General features: G+C 27.1%; 25 protein-coding genes and 2 pseudogenes. 6 read left to right on the forward strand and 21 right to left on the reverse strand.

Features of this window, described 5'->3' with window-relative positions; genetic code table 11:
* Positions 1-12: 12 nt before the first annotated feature.
* From T324_RS0115265 to T324_RS0115275, 3 genes are read right to left on the reverse strand one after another with little or no spacing between them, the layout of a single operon-like run.
* Positions 13-966 (reverse strand): L-lactate dehydrogenase, encoded by a 954-nt coding sequence (locus tag T324_RS0115265; protein ID WP_028331056.1) that lies wholly within the window; start codon positions 964-966, stop codon positions 13-15.
* A gap of 30 nt (positions 967-996) precedes the next feature.
* Positions 997-1,677 carry a methionine ABC transporter permease gene (locus T324_RS0115270; protein ID WP_028331057.1) on the reverse strand — a complete coding sequence of 227 codons (681 nt, stop codon included), beginning with the start codon at positions 1,675-1,677 and terminating at the stop codon, positions 997-999.
* A complete protein-coding gene (locus T324_RS0115275) occupies positions 1,658-2,710 on the reverse strand; it encodes a methionine ABC transporter ATP-binding protein (protein WP_028331058.1) in 1,053 nt (350 codons plus the stop codon). The genes T324_RS0115270 and T324_RS0115275 overlap by 20 nt, the downstream gene beginning before the upstream one ends.
* A gap of 453 nt (positions 2,711-3,163) precedes the next feature.
* Between T324_RS0115275 and serS the strand changes: the two genes are divergently transcribed.
* The 5 genes and pseudogenes from serS (at position 3,164) to T324_RS18910 (ending at position 6,565) form a co-directional block, all read left to right on the forward strand.
* On the forward strand, positions 3,164-4,444 hold the full coding sequence (serS, locus tag T324_RS0115280) for a serine--tRNA ligase (protein WP_028331059.1): 1,281 nt from the start codon (positions 3,164-3,166) through the stop codon (positions 4,442-4,444).
* Complete coding sequence (locus T324_RS0115285; RefSeq protein WP_028331060.1) at positions 4,444-4,770, forward strand: TfoX/Sxy family protein; 327 nt, start codon at positions 4,444-4,446, stop codon at positions 4,768-4,770. Before serS ends, T324_RS0115285 begins: the two co-directional genes overlap by 1 nt.
* An 87-nt stretch (positions 4,771-4,857) precedes the next feature.
* Positions 4,858-5,460 carry a GDSL-type esterase/lipase family protein gene (locus T324_RS0115290; protein ID WP_028331061.1) on the forward strand — a complete coding sequence of 201 codons (603 nt, stop codon included), beginning with the start codon at positions 4,858-4,860 and terminating at the stop codon, positions 5,458-5,460.
* A gap of 195 nt (positions 5,461-5,655) precedes the next feature.
* Positions 5,656-6,264, forward strand: a pseudogene (locus T324_RS18905) (MFS transporter).
* 94 nt (positions 6,265-6,358) lie between these two features.
* Entirely contained in the window at positions 6,359-6,565 is a 207-nt protein-coding gene (locus T324_RS18910; RefSeq protein WP_028331063.1) for a hypothetical protein, read from the forward strand.
* Positions 6,566-6,786: 221 nt separating this feature from the next.
* On the opposite strand, the gene T324_RS17520 is transcribed toward T324_RS18910, so the two are convergent.
* From T324_RS17520 to T324_RS19005, 17 genes and pseudogenes are all read right to left on the reverse strand, one after another.
* Positions 6,787-7,383 carry a DUF4145 domain-containing protein gene (locus T324_RS17520; protein WP_051436761.1) on the reverse strand — a complete coding sequence of 199 codons (597 nt, stop codon included), beginning with the start codon at positions 7,381-7,383 and terminating at the stop codon, positions 6,787-6,789.
* Positions 7,384-7,850: 467 nt separating this feature from the next.
* The gene (locus T324_RS17815; RefSeq protein WP_051436760.1) at positions 7,851-9,290 is read right to left on the reverse strand and encodes a hypothetical protein; all 1,440 of its coding nucleotides are present in this window, start codon (positions 9,288-9,290) and stop codon (positions 7,851-7,853) included.
* A 14-nt stretch (positions 9,291-9,304) separates the two neighbouring features.
* Complete coding sequence (locus T324_RS17530) at positions 9,305-9,871, reverse strand: hypothetical protein (RefSeq protein WP_038374941.1); 567 nt, start codon at positions 9,869-9,871, stop codon at positions 9,305-9,307.
* Positions 9,862-10,908, reverse strand: a complete 1,047-nt coding sequence (locus tag T324_RS0115325; RefSeq protein ID WP_028328671.1) for a baseplate J/gp47 family protein — start codon at positions 10,906-10,908, stop codon at positions 9,862-9,864. The genes T324_RS17530 and T324_RS0115325 overlap by 10 nt, the downstream gene beginning before the upstream one ends.
* The gene (locus T324_RS0115330) at positions 10,901-11,224 is read right to left on the reverse strand and encodes a phage GP46 family protein (RefSeq protein ID WP_028328670.1); all 324 of its coding nucleotides are present in this window, start codon (positions 11,222-11,224) and stop codon (positions 10,901-10,903) included. Before T324_RS0115330 ends, T324_RS0115325 begins: the two co-directional genes overlap by 8 nt.
* Before the next feature lies 1 nt (position 11,225).
* Positions 11,226-11,792: a hypothetical protein gene (locus tag T324_RS0115335; RefSeq protein WP_028328669.1), complete on the reverse strand. Its 567-nt coding sequence runs from the start codon at positions 11,790-11,792 to the stop codon at positions 11,226-11,228.
* 3 nt (positions 11,793-11,795) lie between these two features.
* Positions 11,796-12,806 (reverse strand): hypothetical protein, encoded by a 1,011-nt coding sequence (locus T324_RS0115340; RefSeq protein WP_028328668.1) that lies wholly within the window; start codon positions 12,804-12,806, stop codon positions 11,796-11,798.
* Positions 12,807-12,823: 17 nt separating this feature from the next.
* On the reverse strand, positions 12,824-14,137 hold the full coding sequence (locus T324_RS0115345; protein ID WP_028328667.1) for a methyl-accepting chemotaxis protein: 1,314 nt from the start codon (positions 14,135-14,137) through the stop codon (positions 12,824-12,826).
* Between the two features lie 40 nt (positions 14,138-14,177).
* On the reverse strand, positions 14,178-16,166 hold the full coding sequence (locus tag T324_RS0115350) for a phage tail tape measure protein (protein WP_028328666.1): 1,989 nt from the start codon (positions 16,164-16,166) through the stop codon (positions 14,178-14,180).
* A 124-nt stretch (positions 16,167-16,290) separates the two neighbouring features.
* The gene (locus tag T324_RS0115355; RefSeq protein ID WP_028328665.1) at positions 16,291-17,757 is read right to left on the reverse strand and encodes a terminase large subunit domain-containing protein; all 1,467 of its coding nucleotides are present in this window, start codon (positions 17,755-17,757) and stop codon (positions 16,291-16,293) included.
* A 101-nt stretch (positions 17,758-17,858) separates the two neighbouring features.
* Complete coding sequence (locus tag T324_RS18650) at positions 17,859-18,152, reverse strand: DUF3486 family protein (RefSeq protein ID WP_245580742.1); 294 nt, start codon at positions 18,150-18,152, stop codon at positions 17,859-17,861.
* 7 nt (positions 18,153-18,159) lie between these two features.
* Complete coding sequence (locus T324_RS18655; protein WP_245580743.1) at positions 18,160-18,333, reverse strand: DUF3486 family protein; 174 nt, start codon at positions 18,331-18,333, stop codon at positions 18,160-18,162.
* On the reverse strand, positions 18,323-18,565 hold the full coding sequence (locus tag T324_RS17540) for a hypothetical protein (protein ID WP_028328664.1): 243 nt from the start codon (positions 18,563-18,565) through the stop codon (positions 18,323-18,325). Before T324_RS17540 ends, T324_RS18655 begins: the two co-directional genes overlap by 11 nt.
* A gap of 7 nt (positions 18,566-18,572) precedes the next feature.
* Positions 18,573-18,827, reverse strand: a complete 255-nt coding sequence (locus T324_RS0115370) for a hypothetical protein (protein WP_239649034.1) — start codon at positions 18,825-18,827, stop codon at positions 18,573-18,575.
* Between the two features lie 121 nt (positions 18,828-18,948).
* Positions 18,949-19,224: a hypothetical protein gene (locus T324_RS0115375; protein ID WP_028328662.1), complete on the reverse strand. Its 276-nt coding sequence runs from the start codon at positions 19,222-19,224 to the stop codon at positions 18,949-18,951.
* Positions 19,225-19,335: 111 nt separating this feature from the next.
* Positions 19,336-20,169, reverse strand: coding sequence for a hypothetical protein (locus T324_RS0115385; protein WP_028328661.1), 834 nt, complete (start codon positions 20,167-20,169; stop codon positions 19,336-19,338).
* Positions 20,162-20,784 (reverse strand): annotated as a pseudogene (locus tag T324_RS19005) (glycoside hydrolase family 19 protein). Before T324_RS19005 ends, T324_RS0115385 begins: the two are co-directional and overlap by 8 nt.
* Positions 20,785-20,930: 146 nt before the next feature.
* On the opposite strand from T324_RS19005, the gene T324_RS0115395 reads away from it, so the two are divergent.
* Positions 20,931-21,950: a DUF2806 domain-containing protein gene (locus tag T324_RS0115395; protein ID WP_028328660.1), complete on the forward strand. Its 1,020-nt coding sequence runs from the start codon at positions 20,931-20,933 to the stop codon at positions 21,948-21,950.
* A gap of 7 nt (positions 21,951-21,957) precedes the next feature.
* Here T324_RS0115395 and T324_RS0115400 read toward each other — a convergent pair whose 3' ends face one another.
* On the reverse strand, positions 21,958-22,377 hold the full coding sequence (locus tag T324_RS0115400; RefSeq protein WP_028328659.1) for a DUF2513 domain-containing protein: 420 nt from the start codon (positions 22,375-22,377) through the stop codon (positions 21,958-21,960).
* Between the last annotated feature and the right edge of the window lie 197 nt (positions 22,378-22,574).

Below are 22,574 nucleotides of genomic sequence, written 5' to 3' on the forward strand. Positions count from 1 at the left end.
CTCCTAAAATAATCACATATTTAAAGCCAATTCATAATTCTTTTTCATTACACTGCAAGACTCGTCAAATAGTTTTTTCTCATCATCATTCATTTTTATTTCTATTATCTCTTCAACTCCATTTCTTCCAAGTACAGCAGGAACAGAAGCATAAACATCATTTTGTCCGTATTCTCCATTCAAATAAACTGATACAGGAAGAACTCTGTGTTCATCGCAAAGTATAGCACGTGCAACTTCAGCTAAAGAAGCACCTATTCCAAACTCAGTAGAACCTTTTCCTCCTAAAACATCCCAGCCGCCTCTTCTTCCTTTAGTAGCTAAATCATTTAAATCAAGTTTAGAATATTTATCTTTTTCTTTCATAAGCTCAAATAAAGATTTACCCGCTATTGTTACAGCTGACCATGGAACCATTTGACTTTCTCCATGTTCACCCAAAGCATAAGCATATATAGATCTTTGATCAACATTAATAGCCTCTGATATCGCTCTTCTTAATCTTGCAGAATCGAGCGTTGTACTAGTAGATATTATTCTTTTAGCATCATAATTCAATTTATTTTGCAAATAATGAGTAATTACATCAGCAGGATTTGATATATTAATTATTATACCGGAAAATTTTGTATTCTTTATTTTACCTACTATATCTTTCATAACTTCGATAGTAGCACCCAATGTGTCCATTCTAGTTTGATCCATATTAGGCAAAGGACCCGCACATACAACCATTATATCAGCATCATCAATATCTTTATAAGTTCCAGCTTTAACTTCTACTCTATGAGGAAGATAAACAGTAGAATCAAATATATCCAAAGCCTGAGAAAATGCCTTTTTTTCATCTATATCTATATAAATGATTTCTTCAACTAATCCCTGTGAAGCTAAAGCATAACCTGCATGCGAACCTACATGACCAGCACCTATCAAAACAACTTTTCTTCTTTTTATAGTATTCATAAATAAATTCCTTTAATAAAAAATTTTAAATTAATGTGTAGCTTTTTTTACTACAAAATTACCTAAAGCCTGTATAATACCAACTAATATAACTAATAGTATTACAGACACATATATAATATCTAATTTATTTCTATAATATCCTGACTGTATAGCATAAGTTCCAAGTCCGCCTGCACCTACAGCACCAGCCATAGCTGTAAGTCCTATCAAACTGATTGCAGTTATTGTAGTTCCTCTAGCTATAGGAGCAATACTTTCTTTTAAATACACTCTAAAAATAATAGATATTGGAGACGATCCCATAGATTGAGCTGCCTCTACCAATCCATAATTAACCTCAGATAATGCACTTTCAATTTGTCTTGCAAAAAACGGCACTGTACCAAATATTAATGGTATAATAGCTCCTTTTACACCAATAGCAGTACCCATTATAAATCTTGTAAGAGGTACTAACATAGCAAGCAGAATAATAAATGGTATGGCTCTGAAAAAGTTAATAACTTTGCTTAAAACCTCATACACCAACACATTTTCCATTATACCGAATCTTTTTGTCACTATAAGCAATACCCCCAAAAAACCGCCTATAAAAAACGATATTATTCCTGAATAAAAAAGCATAATAAATGTCTGTATTATACTTTGATAAAGTCTAGGCAAATCAGCCATTACATTAGGTATTAATTTATTGAGTAATTCTAGCATCGGATATCACCTCTATATCAACATTTTGTTCTTTTAAAAAATCTATAGCTTTTGTTATACCGCCTTTTTCTTTTTCATGCATTATAACAACAAGTCCGCCAAGAAGACTATCATCTATAAGTTCAATATTACCGAATATTATATTAGCATCAACATTGAATTTTCTTGAAATATGAGATACTAAAGCCTCAGCAACACTTTCCTTTTTATATTTAAGTCTTACTATACATTCTCCGCTTTTTAATTTTGTTATATTATTTCCCTCTTCAACAAGCGAATATATTTTTGATATGTTTGAAGTAGTATCTATAAAATCCTGAGTTATTCTATTTTTAGGATTAGAAAATACTTCAAATATATTACCTTCTTCTATCAAGTCGCCTTTATTCATAACTGCCACTCTATTGCATAACTCTTTTACAACATTCATTTCATGTGTTATTACAACTATAGTAAGTCCAAACTGTTCATTTAACTTCTTTAATAATTTTAAAATAGAAGAAGTTGTCTGAGGATCCAAAGCACTGGTAGCTTCATCGCATAATAGTATTTGCGGATCATTTGCCAATGCTCTTGCAATTGCAACCCTCTGCTTCTGACCGCCGCTTAGCTGAGAAGGATAAACATAAGCCTTATCTTTTATATCAACTAATTCCAATAAAGACATAACTTTTTTTTCTATTTCTTCTTTTGAAAAACCGCGGTATCTTAAAGCATAAGCAACATTTTTAAATACTGTTCTGGAAGCAAATAAATTGAATTGCTGAAATATCATTCCTATTTTTTTTCTTTTTTGTCTTAATTCTCTTTGAGGTAAAGATGTCAGCTCCACACCATCCAAATAAACCTTACCTGAAGTAGGTCTTTCTAATAAATTTATACATCTTACAAGAGTAGATTTACCAGCCCCAGAAAACCCTATTATTCCATATATCTCGCCTTTTTCTATTTTAAGAGATACATTATTTACTGCATTAAGCTGCTTATTCTTTGCAGTTTTGAATACTTTACTTACATTCTCTAAAATTATCATTAATTATCCTAATTATTGTTTTGTAATTTTTAACGAGAATATATTTTCTAATAAAAAAGTATATTTCGTCATTATATAATTAAAAAGATATCTGTCAACCATATTGTAGTTTAAAAATAAAAAAGCCGCCAATACTTGACGGCTGAAACTACAAAATAAAAAATAAATTATACTTCACAGCCATCTATACTGCATACCATAGTCATTTGCATTGAATTGCAAAGCATATTTATTACAATCATTATAAAGTTCACAAATAAATCCTAAAATATAATTGTATACATAATACACTATTATAAATAATTGTCAATAGTAATTATATTAGTTTGTATGCATAATTATAAATATTTAATTATTTTGCTAATATATAAACTAATAAAATTTATCAAAATATAATTTACTATTTTTAAATAAGTAGTATAATTTGTAGAAATTTTATTTAAGGATTTTATTATGATAGATGTTAAATTAATAAGAGAAAATATTGAATTAGTAGAAGAAAATTTAAGAAAAAGAAGAAGTAAGGTATCTTTAGACAAGTTAAAGGCTTTAGAGCATGAAAGACTAAATTTATTAAAAGAAGTTGAGCAGGACAGAGCTAAAAAAAATGAATCTTCAAAAAAAATAGGCGAATGTATGAAAGCCGGAAATAAAGAAGAGGCAGAAAAAATAAAAGAAGAAATGAAAAACTTCACAGAATCCTTAAATAAAAAAGAAGAAAAATTATCTGAACTTGAAGAATCGGTTAATAATGAAATACTTTATTTACCTAACATGCTTTCTGAAGATGTACCAGACGGAGATGATGAGAAGGCAAATAAAGAAATAATCAGATGGGGTGAGCCTCGTAAATTTGATTTTGAAGTAAAAGACCATGTTGATGTAGCTTTAGGACTTGATATTCTTGATATTGAAAGAGCAGTAAGAATGGCTAGAACTCGTTTTTCACTTATGAAAGGAAAAGGTGCGGCATTAGAAAGAGCTTTAATTAACTTTATGTTAAAAAAACATACAACTGAGCATGGTTATACAGAATATGTACCTCCTATGCTTGTTAATGGCAGAACTATGACAGGTACTGGTCAGCTTCCAAAGTTTGAAGAGGATTTATTTAAAACTACAGATGATCCTGCTTTATATTTAATACCTACTGCAGAAGTTCCTCTTACAAATATATACAGAGAAGAAATTATACCTGAAAACATGCTTCCTTTATATTGTACTGCTTATACACTTTGTTTCCGTTCTGAAGCTGGTTCTTATGGTAAGGACATGAGAGGATTAATAAGACAGCATCAATTCGATAAAGTTGAGCTTGTAAAAATATGTGCTGCAGATAAATCTAAAGAAGAACATGAAAAAATGCTTAAAGATGCTGAGAGTATCTTGCAGGCATTAGAACTTCCATATAGAGTAGTAGTTCTTTCTTCCGGAGATATAGGAAATGCTGCTTATAAAACTTTTGATATAGAAGTTTGGCTTCCTTCACAAAACACTTACAGAGAGATATCAAGTGTAAGTAACTGTTGGGATTATCAGGCAAGACGTATGCAGATGAGAACTAGAAGAAACGGAAAAACTGAATTAGTACATACATTAAACGGTTCTGGTATTGCTGTTGGAAGGACTTGGATTGCTATACTTGAAAATTATCAGCAGGCAGACGGAAGCGTTATCATTCCTGAGGCTTTAAGACCATTTACTGGTTTTGATAAAATAGAAAAGGTTAATTAATGCCGTCCAATAAAGAGTTTCTTAATACAGTATTAGATAAATTGGATTCTTTAGATGGTATTGATTATAAGTCTATGATGGGAGAATATATAATCTATTATAAAAATAAAATAATAGCCTATGTATGCGATAATCATCTTTTTATAAAGCCTACTAATAAGGCAAAAACTTTAATGAAGGATTATATATTAAAGCCGCCTTATGAAAATGCTAAAGATATGATATTTATAGAAGATATCAATAAATATGATAATGATTTCTTTGAGTATTTATTCAAAGAAATTTATGATGAGCTTCCTTCTATAAAGAAAAAAGCTAAAAAGTAAAAAATAAATAAAAACATTAAAGTGCAAATCCTAAACAAGGTTTGCACTTTTTTATTATAAATTAATAGGAAATTAGGAAATAATATAATGAAAAATATAATTTGCTTAGGCGACAGTACAACTTACGGTTACATGGTAAACAGAAAAAATATATGGACTTCTATTTTAAATAATAAATTTAAAGAAGACAATAAAGACATAATATTTATTAACAAAGGTATTAACGGAGATATGATATCAGGTATGTTTGCCCGTTTTGATATCGACTGCATAAAAGAAAATCCTAATTCTGTTATATTAATGGGCGGAGTTAATGATATATTTACTTACAAATCTTTAGAAAAAATAAAAGAGTCATTTATCAATATAATAAATAAATCCAATGAAAATAATATTGAAATCATAGCTTTTACACCTATTCCATTTATAAAAGAGACATTTACATTTTTTGAAGCAAATAATTTAGATGAACTTGAAGATACTTTAAAAGAATATGTTAATTTTATCAATGAATATACGAAAAGAAACAGTATAAAAAGCATAGATATATACAATATGTTTATAAATAATATCTTAAAAAATCATAACTATTATGATATATACTTTGACGGAGTTCATTTAAATGAAAATGGTCATAGTGTTTTTGCCTTAGAACTTTATAAAATATTGCTAGAAATCATTATAAAATAACTAAAATAATTTTTACAAAAAAATCCGATAATATTTACTAAAAATTATATAGAAAATATTTCATACTTTTTCTTAAAATGAGGAATAATGGATGTCAAATGCTAAGGCTATTAAAAATAATGATATAAATAATGTAAACATAATAGAAAAAATAAAATATTTGCTATAATCGCCCTCGTCATTTTAAGTTTTGTATTGGGAACTAGTGAATTTATAGTAGTAGCTATTTTAACAGATATTTCCACTAGTTTAAATATAACAATCACTCAGGCAAGCCGAATTATATCAATATTTGCTTTAGCATACTCTTTATGTTCACCATTTTCTGCCGCTATTGCTGGAAAGTTTAACAGATATTACTTTATGATATTTGCAAGCATACTATTTGTCATAAGTAATTTTCTATGTTCAATGGCTGATAACTATATATTTTTGATTATTATGAGGGTATTCACAGCTATAATATCCTGAGTTTTAATATCTGTATCAATATCGTTTATACCTTATGTAGCGAAAAAAGAAAGCAGAGGTATTATAGTAGCTTTGATTTATTCAGGATTCAGTATATCATATATTTTAAGGCTTCCTATAGGAACTACCATAAGCTATAATTTCGGATGGAGAGATTCATTTTTATTTATATCTATTTCAAGTATAATTACTATGGTTTTAATGGCTCTAACGCTTCCTAGAAATACACCAAGATATAAAGTAAAGTTAATGGAGCAGTTCATAATAGTAAAAGATAGCAGACTAATATTAAGTTCTCTTACTATATATTTGGTGCAGCTTCATCTTATGTAATTTATACTTATTTGAACCCTATTTTTACTGAGTATGTGCATGTACCAAATGACCGCATAAGCATAGCACTATTTGTATTTGGAATAGCTGTTTTATGCAGTACCTTACTTTCGGTAAATTAGCAGAAAAAAACGGAGTATATAAATTAAGATTTGTATTTATATTTCAGTTTTTATTCATGCTGGCCTCTCCTTATGCTTTTGATACACAGATAGGATCTGCTATAATTGTATTTTCAGTAGGTTTTTCAATATATTTAATGACTTCTCCTGTGCATATTAATATATTAAACTTTGTTTAAAAAGATTATCTTTCATGTCTTACATTATCTTCAGCTAACAACTCATTTTCTTTCAATTTGGGAGTAGCATTAGGTTCATTTATAGGCAGCACAATTGTTGACAACTATGGTATGAAATGGATTGGATTCGGCGGTGCTGTTATGTGATAACCCCAACAAAAAACGAGTCAAAAACCAACGAATATATTTATTAAATTAATTGCATAATATTAAATATGAGCTTAATTTGGGGAGTTATCATTATCTATAAATTCATAATTATTTAACAATAGATGCTCAATTAATTTAAATATATATTGAGCATCTTCTTCAGATACAGATTTAATCTCATGATTAGCTTCATTTCCTATTTCTCTAACTTTATTTATAAGACCTTTTTGTTTTTTATGTATGATACCTTCATTGTCTAAATAATCTATATAATTTTTGAATGTATCACCTTCTTCTTTTCCTTCAGAAACAGCTACATTCATTAATATTTTTCTTAAAATCATACTAGCAGCAGTATATGCTCCAACTTGCATACATTTTCTAGCTTCATTATACGCTTCTCTTATTTCATTTGGTAATTTATCAATATTCTTACCATAAGGAGGTTTTATTATAGGATCTCCATCTCTATTAAATATGTTTGGAGCATTACATTTATGACATATATAAACTAATCCTATATAAAAATTTTTTTTGTAACCTGTAGAATAATATGTTGCTCCATATGCTTTTTCTGATGCAATATTTTCTCCACAATTCCAACATATAAAACTTATAGATTTATATTCATCTATTGATTGCCATTTTAGATTTGTATAGTTTTCCATAAAAAATAGCTCCATTTTATTATTAACATTATTTATAATAAATAAATATTTTTTAAATCAAGTTAAATATAGCCTTTTTGCCTTGACTTGAATTTACATCATGCTAATATAAGCATATATGTATATTAAATCATTTTTATTATTATTGTTATTTTTATTTTAAGCTGTTCTAATATAATTTTAGCTCCAGATATTAAATATATTAAAGAAGAAGAGATTATAGAAAATAAAACACCTCACTTATCATTGGAAGTAAGAAATAAGAAATTTTTAGAGGTTTATAAAACTGTGTATAAACCTCAAACTATTCAAGGCAACGTTTTAGAAGATTTATACAAATTAGAAAACGGAGCTAATTATAAAAAAGTATATATTACGATACTAAATAATGCCCAAAACAAAATGCTATCCCAAAATAAAAGGTATTCAAAAAAACTAGCCATAAAAATAGTGGCTATTAGTACTTATTATGCTGAAAATATTACTATATCAGTAATAGATTCGACATTATTAAGTCTTGATTGATATGCTAATAATTTTTCGCCATCTTTTTTAAAATATGCATTAGAACTTTGTACATTTGGAGAAAAATAGCTAATATAATAATTACATTTTATAGTTTGTAAAAGATTATTACTATTATATGTTTTAATTACTACATTATTTCTTCCAGAATTCCAATCCCAATTATTATTTGTCCAATTAATTGTTAATATATTGTATCCCCATGACGCTGAATTTGAAGTTATTTTGCCATATATTAACGAATTATAATATATATTTTCTAAAATATTTAAATTATAATTTTTACTAACTTCCAAAGAGTTTGGTATCTGTGCTTTTACTGTAATAATTGAAGAACCTACATTTTTACCAATAATATTAATAGTTTTTCCAGATACACTTATTTGAGCATTAGAATTATTTATTTGAGCTTCTATACTATCAGCATTAGTATCAGCAGTAATTGAAATAGTTTCATCTTGCTTAACTTCACCGCTTTGAGATGATAAAGTTAAAGTTGTAATTGGTCTTTCTTTTATCTGTATTGGTATAGTTACGCTTGCTTTTTCTCTTCCAGATGCATGAGCTTCTATTATTATATTTGAACTTCCTATCTTTTTTTGTACAACTCTTAATTTATTTTCTTCTATAATTAATGAAGCTATTTCTTGATTTTCTATTCTAGCTTCAAAAGTTTCAGCATCTGTATTTACCTGCAATTCTGATATCCTGTCTATATCTTCATATAAATCTAAAGATAATGGATTTATAATAAGTAAAGTTTTATTATTTTTTATATATTCTATATATATTTCTAATTTATTGTCATTATTATTTATAATTAGATCTGGATTTGTTAAACAATGAAAATATAAAATGTTGTTTTCTATATATAAAGCTAAAATAGCAGGCATTTTATCTTTACCTATTAAATAATCTTTGAATAGCTGTTTTACAACATCATAATTATAAACACCTATTATTTTATAGTCTATCATTTTATCTATATCATCAAATGTATGAATCTCTATAGGAAAATGCTGAGTATTTAAATTTTCTATTACAAATACTCTGCCGTATATAATTCTGTCATCTATCCAAATTTTACCAGTATCAAATTCTTCTAATTTATATTTAAATTTACTGACATTATCTCCAGCAAGTTTTTTTACAGCATTTATCAATTGATTTGTATCTTGATTATTACTTTCAATACCAGCTTCTTTTATAACATTTTCCAAATTATCCAAAATAAGGTTTATAGTTTCAGCTGGAATAAAAGAAGGCTTAATTTTAGGGTCAGAAAAACTTCCATTTGTAAACTTTCCATCTTCTCCCATATTCGGATATTTTATATTTTCTCCAAAAACTGTGATTTCTTGGTCTTTAGGATATAATGACATAAAAATTAACTCCTTTATACATAATCAAAAAATATTATTTTATTTGCATCAAATAAATTTATTAAAAACTCTTCTAATTCTATTTTTTTATTTGAATCTTCTATCTTTTTTAATTTTATTATTACTGAACAAAATGCTCTATAATTATAAAGTCTTGTATGACCAAAAGATGCATGTCCGAATACAGATATTTTATGATTAGCATTAATATTTAATATTTCTGTTTGATAATCATTTTTTATAAGATTGTTAATAGTATCTTTTGGGTTTTGAGAAACAAGCAAATCATTTTGCAAAATAAGTAATTTTCTTTTTTCTAAACTTAAACCATTTCTTATTTCCTTAGAGTGTATTCTTTCATAATCTTCTATCGTATCTTCTGTACAAGTTTCAAGCCTGGCTTCAAGCCATAATTTCTTTAATTCTAATTTTATTTTTTTTATCATATCAGCCTGAAGTTTTGCTAATTTAGACATATCAGAGTTTTCATTTTCAAACTGACTTTCAAAAAATACCCCTTCAGGATAAAGACTTTTTACAGCTTCAAAATAAGTTTTTTCATCTTTAATATTTAGTTCCATGTTATAGTTCCTAAAACAGCATATTCTAATTGATTATAGTATTTATCTCCTCCTTCTATTTCAACATTAGCTTCTGTAACATTAATATCATCAACTATAAGATTTTTGATTAATGCTTCTTTTATTTCCATATCAGGCTTTACTCTTTTATTAAAATATTCTTTAATAGTAGATGTAATCATTTCTCTAATTCCTACAGTATCTTCTTCTCTTTTTAATTCTATAGTTATATTTACAGTTATAATTTCTGGAGTTTTTACTGTAAATATTGTATATGGATATTTTTTTTCTATATGCTCTTGAACTTTATCTATGTTTGATACTTTCATAAAGCCAGTATCTGCATTTCCTCCTATTACAACTACAAGCAAAGCACCAAATACATTAAAATTTCTAAACTCAAATGCTTTGCTTACTTCTGATGATGAGTTCAATGCTTCATCAGCAAAATCTCCATTTCCTCCATTACTGTTTCCTTTTATATAATTTAATACTCTAATTAAATAAGCCTCATCTGTTTCTCCATCTGTTCCTCCTGCTATATCTCTTTGAACAACAGCTTCACTTTCTACATTTGCTATTAAATTAGAAGCTAATTTTAATTTAGATTCTGATTTTAAATTGTAGCTGGTACCTGCATTTTCAGCCTGAACTTCTATTTCTACACTTCCATTTTCTGCTATGATGTACGTTTTTGTCATAAAATAATTATTACCTTGTTCAGATCTAAATACTGAGCCTGAAGGAATTGAAACACCAGCAATACCTTTTACCAAAATACTTCCGCTCGCCACCTCAGCATATAGAGGCGGTACTCTGTCAGCCCAATGAGCTCTTAAAAAATCCTTTTCTGCTGTATCAGGAAATATTTGTTTTTTTAAAAACTCTATATCACCTAAAAGGGAATATTGAATACCAGCTTCTACATTTGCTATTACTTTTACTAAATTATATTTAGGAGTATTTTCAAGAGGATTTAATTCACTGTAATATTGATTTAATATTTTTAATTTTAATTGCTCTAAAGATTCATTCATTATCCCACACTCCTTTTATAATTTCTGTATTATTATCAGGCTTTCTGACTAAAACAGAATAATTTAATCTGCTTTTATTTTCTATTTCAGTATCAACTTCTATATCTTTTGCAAGTCCGTCTTCAACTATCCATTCAAGAGAATCAGTTATTATTCTTTTTACTTCATTTTGAGTTTCTTTGCTTAATTTATTTTTTTTTGCAAATAAATCGCTGCCAAAATCATTGTCTGCCCACCATTTATTTTTATTTGAATAAATGCTCATAGAAACAAGATATTCTATATTATTATATTTGTTTAGATCTATTTCTAACATTTCAATTATTGGCTCCATGCACTATTTTTGTATTTTCTATACTACTAAAATTAGCAATTGTCTTTCCAGCTAAAGCAGTACTTAAAGCAAGCTGAAAAGCAGAGTTTGCTCCATTTCCAGCTTCTGGTATAGGAGCTCCTAAACATATATTTAATATAGCTTGAAGTATTTGATTATTTTTTTCCAATTCTTTTTTTAATTCTTCTATTTTTATAAGTCCGCCGAAATCATCTCCTCCTATTTTTATCATATCCTCATTTATAATTATTGATATTTTTTCATTATATATACATGTATCTCCTTCTTTAATTTCAGGAGCTTTATCACTAGATAAAATAGGCAATATTTGAGAGCTGTCAAAATTACCGCCTTTAGATAAAATAATTACTTCTCCTTCTTTAGCTTTTGCAATAAATCCATAAGGAAATAATTCTTTTTTTTCTATTGTTTTATCATAAGAAGATTTTACTTGAATAGTATCATCATTATTTCTTTTTATAAATTTTGAAATAGTTATCATATTTGCTATTTTAGAAGATATAGATGAAATAAGATTAGGCAAAGACATATTTTATACAGCTCCTTCATCTACTAAAATTATATTAGATGAAAACTCTTCATTATTAAGAACAAGCTCAACACTTTTAATTACTTTATAGTCATCTATTCCAAAAGAAGGAATATTAACTTTTATTTTTTGCTTAGGCTCATAAAATACTTCTATCTTATCATTATTTTTTATTTTTTTATTTTCTATTTCCTCATATGATAATCCCCAACCATACATATTAATATTTAATTCATCTGATTTTCTTCTTTTTAATTCTGATTCAGCTCTATTTAAAAGTTCTTTTTGAGATATATTTTCATCTGTAAAAAATAGTGTAAATACCCTTTTTGTATCGCATTTATAATCAAACTTTTCTCCTATTCCATAATTTCCTTTTATTCTATAGCAATTAAACTGCTCATATCCTCTCTTATTTAAAGATGCTGATTTTATATTTTTTCCTTCTATGATTTTATGATTTGCATTATTTGCCAAATATGTATTTCTAGCCCATACATATAGATTAGACGCTTGATTTGAAGCTATTGCATAGCCATTATTTTCTGCTATAGTAAGCAGTTTCTGCCAAACACTTTCATTTTCCCATGTAAAAGATGCTATAGGAGGTGAATTATCTTTGTTTGTAGGGTAATGTGATACTACTATATTAGAATTATATTTTTGTGCTATTTTTCTTACTACCTCTACTAATGTACCGCCTTCAATTCTTCCTGAATCTGTAGAATCTATTATATCTCTTGCATAAGAACGTGAATGTATAGTCATCTGCTTTTGATTATTATTTAATACTGCACTAATATCATCAACTAAAGTAGTTGTTACATTTCTCTCCTCATTATTCCACATAAGAGCCTTTATTATTATCCTGTCATGCTTTTCTACTTTTTTTAATTCGCTTAAAGGACATACTATATCAGCAGTATTACATATTTCATCAATACTCTTTTTTATAATAATTGAATTATAATTAATTAATCTCTTGCTTTTTCCAGCATAAACTTTAATATGCATTTTAATAATACTCCTATTTAAACATAAAATATTTCTTTAGGAAGTACAAAACTATCTTCTATAAAATTAAAATCTCTCAAATTGTATGAGTTCAAAAAATGCTCTGCATTTAATAATGTCATATTCTTATTGAACTTAATTTTTCTTAATTTCTTTAATTCTTTTATTTTCAATTCTTCTATAACAGATATTTTTAAGTCTATTAAAGCATTATTAAGTTCATAATCATCTTTATTTATAGAATCATTTAATTTGTCATATAGTTCTAAATAATTTTTTATTTTTTCCTTACTATCATCTATTTGAATTATAATACTAGCAACAGCAGTAACTGCAATTATTTTAATAAAATTATCACTTTCTTTTGCAGTATTCATTTCATTAAAAGAAATTGTATCTTTTGTAGTATCATAATTATAAAAATTAAGAAACTGAAGTAAAACTTTTTTTTCATTATTTTTTGCATTTTCTATTGGAAGTATGCTGTTAATTGACGACTGTGGCGTCTGCCCACCTTGCGTGCCGCCTGCGGCGAATGATTTTGAGCTTTCAGCAGTTTCATTTACAGACTGTTTTATATCTATTATTCCATTAACTATTGAAGATACAACATTCTGTAAAGCATCAGCGAAAACTGAAGGAGTTCTAATTCCTTGAGCGATTGTAGAAGATATTGTATTTATAGCCCTTGCCATATCATTAATATAATCTGCTTTTCCTTGTATCATTCCAATAACATTTGAAAGTTTACTTGATACATTATTTATACCTGATAAAAAAGTATCATAATTAAAATTATTCTCTAATTTCTTTTCAAGATTTTTATTAGCTATTTCCTGAACATTGTTTTTAGCATCTTCTATATTAAGAAAATTATAATTTTCATCATTTTTTCTATCAGCACATAGATTAAAATTAAGTTCTATTTTACATTGACCATTTTCATTTGCTTTTTCATCTATAGACCAGTTTTCTAAAGTTACTTTTAATCTGGGATAAAGAGGTAAAAAAATAAAAGCTGGATTTTCATCATCTGTTTTTATCTTAAAAGCATTTATTAAATCTATTTTTTTATTTAAATATTCTTCATCTCTTAAAAAGCCAGATACTCTTATTTTATTAACAGATTCATTAATTGAAGTATTACTCCAATACCCAAAATTAGGATAACTTGAATTATCTAAAGACTGTCCGCCTGAAATATTTATATTATCATATAAGAAATAAACAGCTTCCATATTAGGAGCTTCATATTTTACAAGGCTTTGTATATCATAAGCCTCTCTCCAAGATGAAGAGCTAGGATATTGAAAATTACTACTATTACCCATTTTTATCCTATTAACAGTGGATTTTTTATGTTTTAGTTATTTAAGAAGAATAATTTCTTATTTCTTCAATATTTCCTGTTTGTATATTTATATTTGGTATGTTATTATTGTATGGAGTAGCTTTATAATAAGTTCTTTCATCTGTCAATTTTATATCTACTCCAATATTAGCAGCTCCTTTCATTTCAACCTGAGCATTGTTATTTTGTATATTATTAGCAGTAATAGTTTTTTCTAAAGTATCTTCTTTAGTCAAACTTTCTCCAATTTTTCCGCCAAGTTTGCTTCCTAAATATCCTCCCGCAATACCAACACCAGCACCTACTAAAGCCCCTATAGCTGTGCCAAGTCCAGGAACAACTGAACCTATAGCAGCGGAAGTAGCAGCTCCAGCACTAGTTCCTATAGCTGTACCCGCAATACTTCCAACGGCTCCTCCAACAGCCTCACCTTTCATTTTATTTTGTTCTTTTTTTGAAAGTGAAGGATCATTAGCAGCCATAAATCCGCTTATAGCCATTGGTATAGCAGTAACAGCAGCACCCATAGCACCTGCTGTTTTTCCTAAACTTTTCCAAGTCATTTTTCCATTATTGATATTTGGTATATTTGAAGATGATTGACCTACATTGAATGTGTTAGAATTATTTCCATTTGAAAAAAACTGTCCCATATTTGTAACAAAAACAGGAATAGGAGTTCCTGTTCCTTGTATATGACGACTGTCCGCTTGCAGCGTAGATGATATATTGCCTTTTGCCATATTTTTCAAACTGTTTATTGAACTAATTGTATTAGCAACCCCTGATACCAATTTTGCTGTCATAAATATTCCAAATCCAGCTGCTATAACTTTGAATACGGCATCAAATCTTTCAGGATTTTTAGCAAAATCATTTAATATTCCTGTAACTTTTTCTAAATATGGTGCTACATTTTTATTGGCAAAAGAATCAAAAGCTGTCTGCAAGTTTTGTATATTAGCTGCCAAACTTTGTGCATTTTCCATTGCAGATGCATTTACTTGTCCCTGAGCATTAGAAACATCTAAAACTTTTTCCAATATCTCATCATAATTATCAAAATGCTTTATGGCTTCTCTTGATAAATCCGATCCAAAAACATCTGATAGCATATCAAAATTACCGCCCATTTTATCTTTTGCATTTACTATTTTCATAATTATTTCATGCAAATCTTTAAAATTTCCCTCACTATCTCTAACAGAAAAGTCTGCTCCTATAATATTTCCTAGATTTTGTAATTTTTCTTGTATTTCTGGATTAGTTAAATCACTCATAATACTTTCAAGAACAGTAACAGAAGCTGATGCATCCCCTGTACCTGCAGTTAATACCTGCATAACAGCATTGGCATTTTTCAAATCTTCTGAAGCTGTTCCAATACTTGAATAAGCTGCTATTATAGCTGGTCCAAATTTAGCAAACTCTGAAGCCGTAAAAGCACCCTGATTTCCTTGATAATAAAGCTCATCCATTAGTTTTGCAGTTTCTTCAGCAGAATAATTCAATTTAGAAAACTCAGACATCATTGAGCCTATATCAGAACCAGAAGCCCCAAATGCTCTCATAGCTCTTCCAATATTTTCTATATTTTCTTTAGCAAAATCCATATTGCCTGTTTTAGTCATTATAATGTCCATAGCATCAATAATTTCATTTGCATCTACTTTAATATCTGGCTGCATAGCTGCTTTATATATAGCTTCGCTTAAACCATTTAATTGTTTTTCTGCTGTTTCTACATCTTTAGCATTTCTTCTTGCTATAGTTCCGATTTTATTTATCCTATCTTCAAATGCTATCATTTTATTAATTGTAGCACCTACGCCTATAGAAACTCCTAAAGTAGCTAAATTACTTGCTGTAGAGTTTAATATCCCATCTATTTTTGAAAAAGCTCCCTGCATTTTACTCTGAAAAGAATTAACTTTATTGGAAGCCTTATCAATACCAGAAGAGAATTGATCTTTTAATTTTATTAAAACGCCAGCTGTTATATTACTCATTGTTGCCGCTCCTGCGTGCCGAAGGCAATGTTCGCCCACCCGCAAGGGTGCCTACATTGGTCGCCTAAATAATAGCACGGTAATTCGTTTCACTCTTTACCGTGAAGGCTCGGCTCACCTCCTTTTATGTTCTCCAACAATTTTGAGTTTTTACAGGTTCATAAGTTATCTTTTGGTATATATTTAACTCTAATTCATTAATAGCATATATTGCCATAACTTTAGCTATTAAGCTGTCGCCATGTCTTTTATTTCCTCTTATGCCTGTCCTTTCTCTTATAAGAGGTATTCCTTGCCAAACTTCAGCCTGCAAAAAATCATCTATAATAAAATTATCTTTTGGAATATTTGTAGTTTTATCTTCAACTGCACTTTTTAGCTTAGGCATATTTTCTGCATACCATTTTCTAGTTATCATTACTTCTAAAATTAAACCTCTATATGCTAATGAAAGATTCTCCGCTATCATTTGTCCATTGCCTCTAGCATCGAAAGCAGCTCCTAAAAACTTTCTTCCAAGTTCATTTATGCATAGTAAAATAAATTGTTCCTGATTACTGAATGGAATATTTCTTAATTCTATAACACATAGAGTTTTTATTTTATTTTTACTAAGTTTTATTTTTTCAAACCATAAAACTGTTAAATCTCCGCTCCTTGCAAAATCTTCTCCTAAAACTACTTCATCTTTTATATTTGTAAATAAATGCTTAACAATATTGAAATATTCCAACATTTTTGCATATCTTTCATTTTCTGTTTTGAAAGTAAAATCATCTTTTTCATAGAATCTAAACACTTCTATTTTTTCATCAGCTACAGTTTCTAATAATGCTCTATTAAAATATTTATCTCCATTTTTTGAAGGTATGCAGTAAAGTTCTTCTTCATAAGCCTCTCCATAATCTTTAATTATAGATTTTAGCCATTCTTGTTCTTTACTTTTACTGTATTCTTCTTTAGATATTTCACATATTTTTTTATAAAGACCGTCTTTTAATGCCTCATCAATATCAGTTGTTTGTAAATAATAATCTTTCCTTCCAGATTCAATATCTTTTACAAGCAAATTAAATTGATTATCTTCTCCGTTATGAGTAGAAAGTATTAAAACGCTTCCTCCCCACATAAGCATAGCTAATGCTGCTTTTAATAATTCTTTTAAATCATCGCAGAATGCTGCTTCATCAATAACTATATGACCTTGTTTACTTCTTATAGAACGAGGTACAGAAGGAAGCCCCCATATCTCAAAACCTGATTCAAATCTTATTTTATAAATTGTTATATCTTTGTTTTCATCTTTTATAACTGTTTCTCCAAAATCTTCACATGCTATATTAAGTAATTTAGCCCAAAAAGCAGCATCTTTAATAAATTGCTGTGTCATATCTTTTGCATAAGATATATAATAACAGCTCATACCATTTTCTTTTTTTGATAATGATGCTTTTAATACACAATTTAAAGCTTCAACATAAGAAGCTCCTATTCTTCTTGATTTCTCCCAAACTTTTACTTTATCCTGATTAATAAGCCATTTTTCCTGATAGGGTAAAAGTATCTTTTTATTTTTTAATTTGTTATTCATTTTTAATTATTAATATTAAATACATCTCTGAATATTGTATTAACTGTTTCCTGAGATATTCCTGCAGAATTAGCATTATTAATGGCTTTAATTTGTGCCTCTTAAAGGGCTTTATTTTTTATCTCTTCTGTATGCTGATTATTTTTCGATATAGCATTTTCAAGATTGATTATTCCTTTTGTTGCCTTTTCTATAGAGTTAGACATTTTCTCTATTTCTTTTATATCCATATTTGCTACCTCGCTGTTTTGTATTTCCTGCAATGAACCTACAAAATCATAGATAAGCATTCTTATTTCTTCCATAGTCTGCTTGCCTAAAATATTGCCTAATTCATCGCCTGTTTTATCTTTCCAAGCTGAAGCTATTGCCTCTATTTCTTTTTTCTTATCCAATAAATTATCAAATCTTTTTCTTATATCTTGATATACCAGATTTTGACACTGCTTTTTTTCCCAATTTCTCATTGATAATATTAGCAATATCAATATATCTTACCGTACTGTCTTGCAAAAGTTCTATAATTTCTTCTTTTGTTTTTTTATCAAGTTTATCTATGTTGCTTTTAGGTGCCATTATTACTGCCTCTTATTTTATAGTAATTACTTCCTGTTTGTACATTATACCAAATTTGCCATTCTGATATTTTTATAATACTTTTTTGATATTCTTTAATAAGTTCTTTACTTGTATTTATATTATTATTAGGCTCATAAAAACTAGGCGTCTGTGATAATGGTATGGTTATATATTTAGCAGTACAGCTTACTAAAAATATAAGTATTAAAATTAAATATTTTATTTTCATATATTCCTTAATTTTTTATATTTTTATAATAATCATTTATAATAGTATTTAATGCCTTTATTTCATCGCTTTTAAGATAACTTTCTTTTATATTTTCTATAGCTTCATTACTATTGCTGAAACTTTCAAGCATTATTTTTCTTTCATTATCAAAAATCATTTCTTTCTCTAGTATAATATTTGAAATATTTAATTTTGTTGTATATATTTCTTTTTCTAAAGATTTGATTTTGTTGTCTTTTATTTTTATTGTACAATTCAAAAAACTTATATATCCAAGTAAAATACCTGCAATCAAAAAATATATAAAATATTTTGATTTCAAAAAACTTAATAGTTTTGTCTTTAAAAAATTAATTATTATACTGATTATTATTGTCATTTTATTTATTATCTTTTATTGTATTTACTTCTTCTAATCTTTTTTCTTTTTCATTTCCTCCTTTTAATATTTTTAAAAATCCTCTCAAGTCGCTTCCAAAACTAACAGCATTAAGCCCAAGAAGAATTATTACAACTGCTATTGCCTCTTCTTTAGTTACTGTCCTGCCTCTCCAAATTAAATTAACAAATACCCAAATACAGCCTAAAATAAAACTGACTATACTTGTATAAATTAATAATTTCTTATTTGCATTATGCTTGTCTATAAAACTCATTTATCTAACTCCATTATATTTTATACTGTCGTGAAATATTTTATTATTGCTAAAATAAAAAACTTTCATTATAACCTCCTGCTGAATTGCTTCAGCAGGCATTCAAGTTTTTTATTTTTGTCTAATTCCATTATATTTTATACTGTCGTGAAATATTCCTAGTAAAAATTTTTGTAAATATTCTAAACTTTCCAAAACTATTTCACTATCTTTTATTGTTGTTTCCGTAAAATTATTATTGATAAAAACATCATAGCTTTTTAACCTATCTTTGGCAGGAAGATTTTTAAGATTTCTCAGAAAATTATTACGTTTATCATATTGTACTTTATGATTATTATATATTGATTTATAAATCTCTTTTAGATTATCTAAAATAATCATATAATAAAAATTGCAAATATTTTCTAATCCTAATCTTCTTATACTTTCAATGTCGCTTTTGGATAAAGCTGTATTATATATATTTATAATTTCTATTCTTTTTTCTTTTACATACTCTTCAAACTCAGATTTATCTTTATTAAGTATATGATTTCTGGCTATATAACTAATTATTTTACTCTGAACTTTCAATGTACTTTGACTTATAATATTGCTGTATTCTTTATAGACTGTCAAAGAAGTAATATTATTGTCATATTGAAACCTATTTCCATTTTCATTATCTCCGTGATAATAAGCTAATATTTCACTGTTATTTTTAGCTCCTAATACATCAAGCTCTTTTGGAGATTTAAAAGCATTAGAAACTAAATTATTTTGTTTTTCTATAGGTTTTTCTGAGATAATTTTATCATTTCCAAACTCTAATTCTCCAATTTTAAGATTGGCTTTTACTTTAGCCTGCTTATTATTTATAATAAGTTCTCTTACCCAATTGCCTATTATAAGTATAGTTATACAAGCTATTATTATAGAAAAAGCGGTCAGTATATCAGTCATTAACAGCCTCTAATATTTTTAGTATATTTTTGAATCTTTTTTCTCTGTCCTCTAGTCCGTTATAGCCTCCATTTATCATTTTTGTTACTGTTTTTACATCGCCTTTTCTTGCAAATGGCTGTAAACCTCTTTCTATCCAATAGCAGCATGCTATATTTGATGCTATTAATTCTGATGATGCTAAATCTGGATTATCAACCAAATTAATCCCTAATTTTTCTCCGTATTTTTTATAATTATTTTTTCCTGTAAGCTGTATAATGCCTCTGCCTCTATATTTGTATCCTTCATTTTTACCGTTTCCTAGTCTTCCTCCGTATATTCTGTTTCTATAGCTTCTTTACCCTTGCTTACAACTTCTCTGGCTTCATTAATATCCTTAAAATATTTTGGAAATATTTTTAATAATGTATTTGCTGAATAATTTAGATTTTCTTCTAATTTTGTGAAATTAATGCTTTCATGTCCGCATTGTGCCAAAAACATAGCTAATTCATTTATATTTTCTTCTTTGTTATCAGATTTGCATATATGATATTTATCAAAACTTTTACTTAATACTTCATACCATTTTTGATTTATTCCTGATTTTTTAAGAATATCTTTTGTAAGCATTTATATACCTGCCTTCATTTAATTATATTCAGATTATAGATTTTTAATGAACTTTTATAGACTAAAGATTTTTAGATTTTTTATATATATTGACAAAAAATATTAAAGATTTATCATTTATACATAGTGCTTTATAAGGGGTTATTATGGATATCAATGATATAGCTGGAGTTGGTAAAGCTATAGAAAAACTTATTGATTTATTAAGAGGTTTTGGTTGGAAAATATATGAGCCGTATCATATAAAAAGAATTGCTGATGCTGAATCTTATAAAAGAAAATTAGAAACAGATGACAAAATATATGAAATAGAAAAAATATTAGAATTTATAACTAAAAATTCAAATCTTAATATAAATCATAATAATGGAACAGAAATAAGTAATGCTAATATATTATTAGAAAACACAAAAGCAAGATTAGTAAATCAGGAATTATCAAGAACTTCTAATATTCAAAATGTTATTTCTAAAACTTATGATATATTAAAAGATGAAGAGGATGTTTCTGATAAACCTGTGGATAAGGATTGGTTTACTAGATATTTTAATATTGTTCAAGATATAAGCAATGAAGATATTCAGGATTTATGGGCTAAATTATTAGCAGGAGAGATAAAACAGCCTGGTAGTTTTTCATATAGAACTTTAGAAACATTAAAAAATATGACTACTGATGAAGCAGAATTATTTACTAAAGTTGCTAAATTATTATTTTATGGCAAAGAAAGAGAAAAATATATATTTAAAAATTTAACTTTATTACAAAAATATGGTATTTCTCTTTCAGACATAACTAAACTTATGGATTCGGGTGTTATAAGTAGTCTTAATGACTTAAATTTAACAATAAGTAGTGAAATAGTTATATCTAATAACAATTATTTATTTAAATTATCAAAAAATAAAAATAAAAATACTAATATATTGATTATAAACCTTATGAATGTAAATGTATTTAAACTTTCTGAATCTGGAAAAGAAATATTAGAATTAATAGACGATAAATGTAGTAATGATGACTTTTTTATTGATAATATTAAGTCAATAAAAGAGAATTTTAAAAATAGTTGTGAATATGAAGTGAAAAGAATTAAGTATATAGATTTTAAGAATGATATAATTTATACTATAGATGAAAATGAAAATTTAATTAATGATATATAGTTGTTGTTTATAAATTTCCTAAAGCTAGTTTTACTAATAATTGTTTGGCAGCTTCTATAGCTACATTAATTGAAAAATCTTTTATTTTAGAAAATACTTTATCTTCTTTTAAACCGCTTAGAAAATCATATCCTTTTGCTGTAATTCTATAAGCTCCATTAATTAATGGAAAGTTAGTAGATAACAAATAAGTAAATCCATATTTATTTTCCTTATTATTGAAATCATTATCTATACATTCATTATCAAATAAAATTTTAATATGTCCTACTAAATTATCATATAATAAAATTTCTTCTTCATTATTATCATCTTCTGGTACTTTGATGTTTAATTTATCTAATAGTTCTTTTCCAAGTATTTCATGATTTTTATGTTCTTCCATAACTTCAAGTATATTTCTAATTAATTCGTAGTTTATTTTCATTATATAATTTCCTAGTGTTTTGTGATTAAATTATATATTAAAATGAGTTTTTTTCATCGTTTTATATATAAAAATTATTAAATTAATTGCATAATGTGTTGGTTCTTTTTCTTTTTACATTTCACTAAATACCGCTTTATCCCGTTAAATCCCGCTTATTCGCTGTTGTGTGATGGTCTATTGCTTGTATTTATCAA

Source organism: Brachyspira alvinipulli ATCC 51933, assembly GCF_000518245.1.
Lineage (GTDB): Bacteria > Spirochaetota > Brachyspiria > Brachyspirales > Brachyspiraceae > Brachyspira > Brachyspira alvinipulli.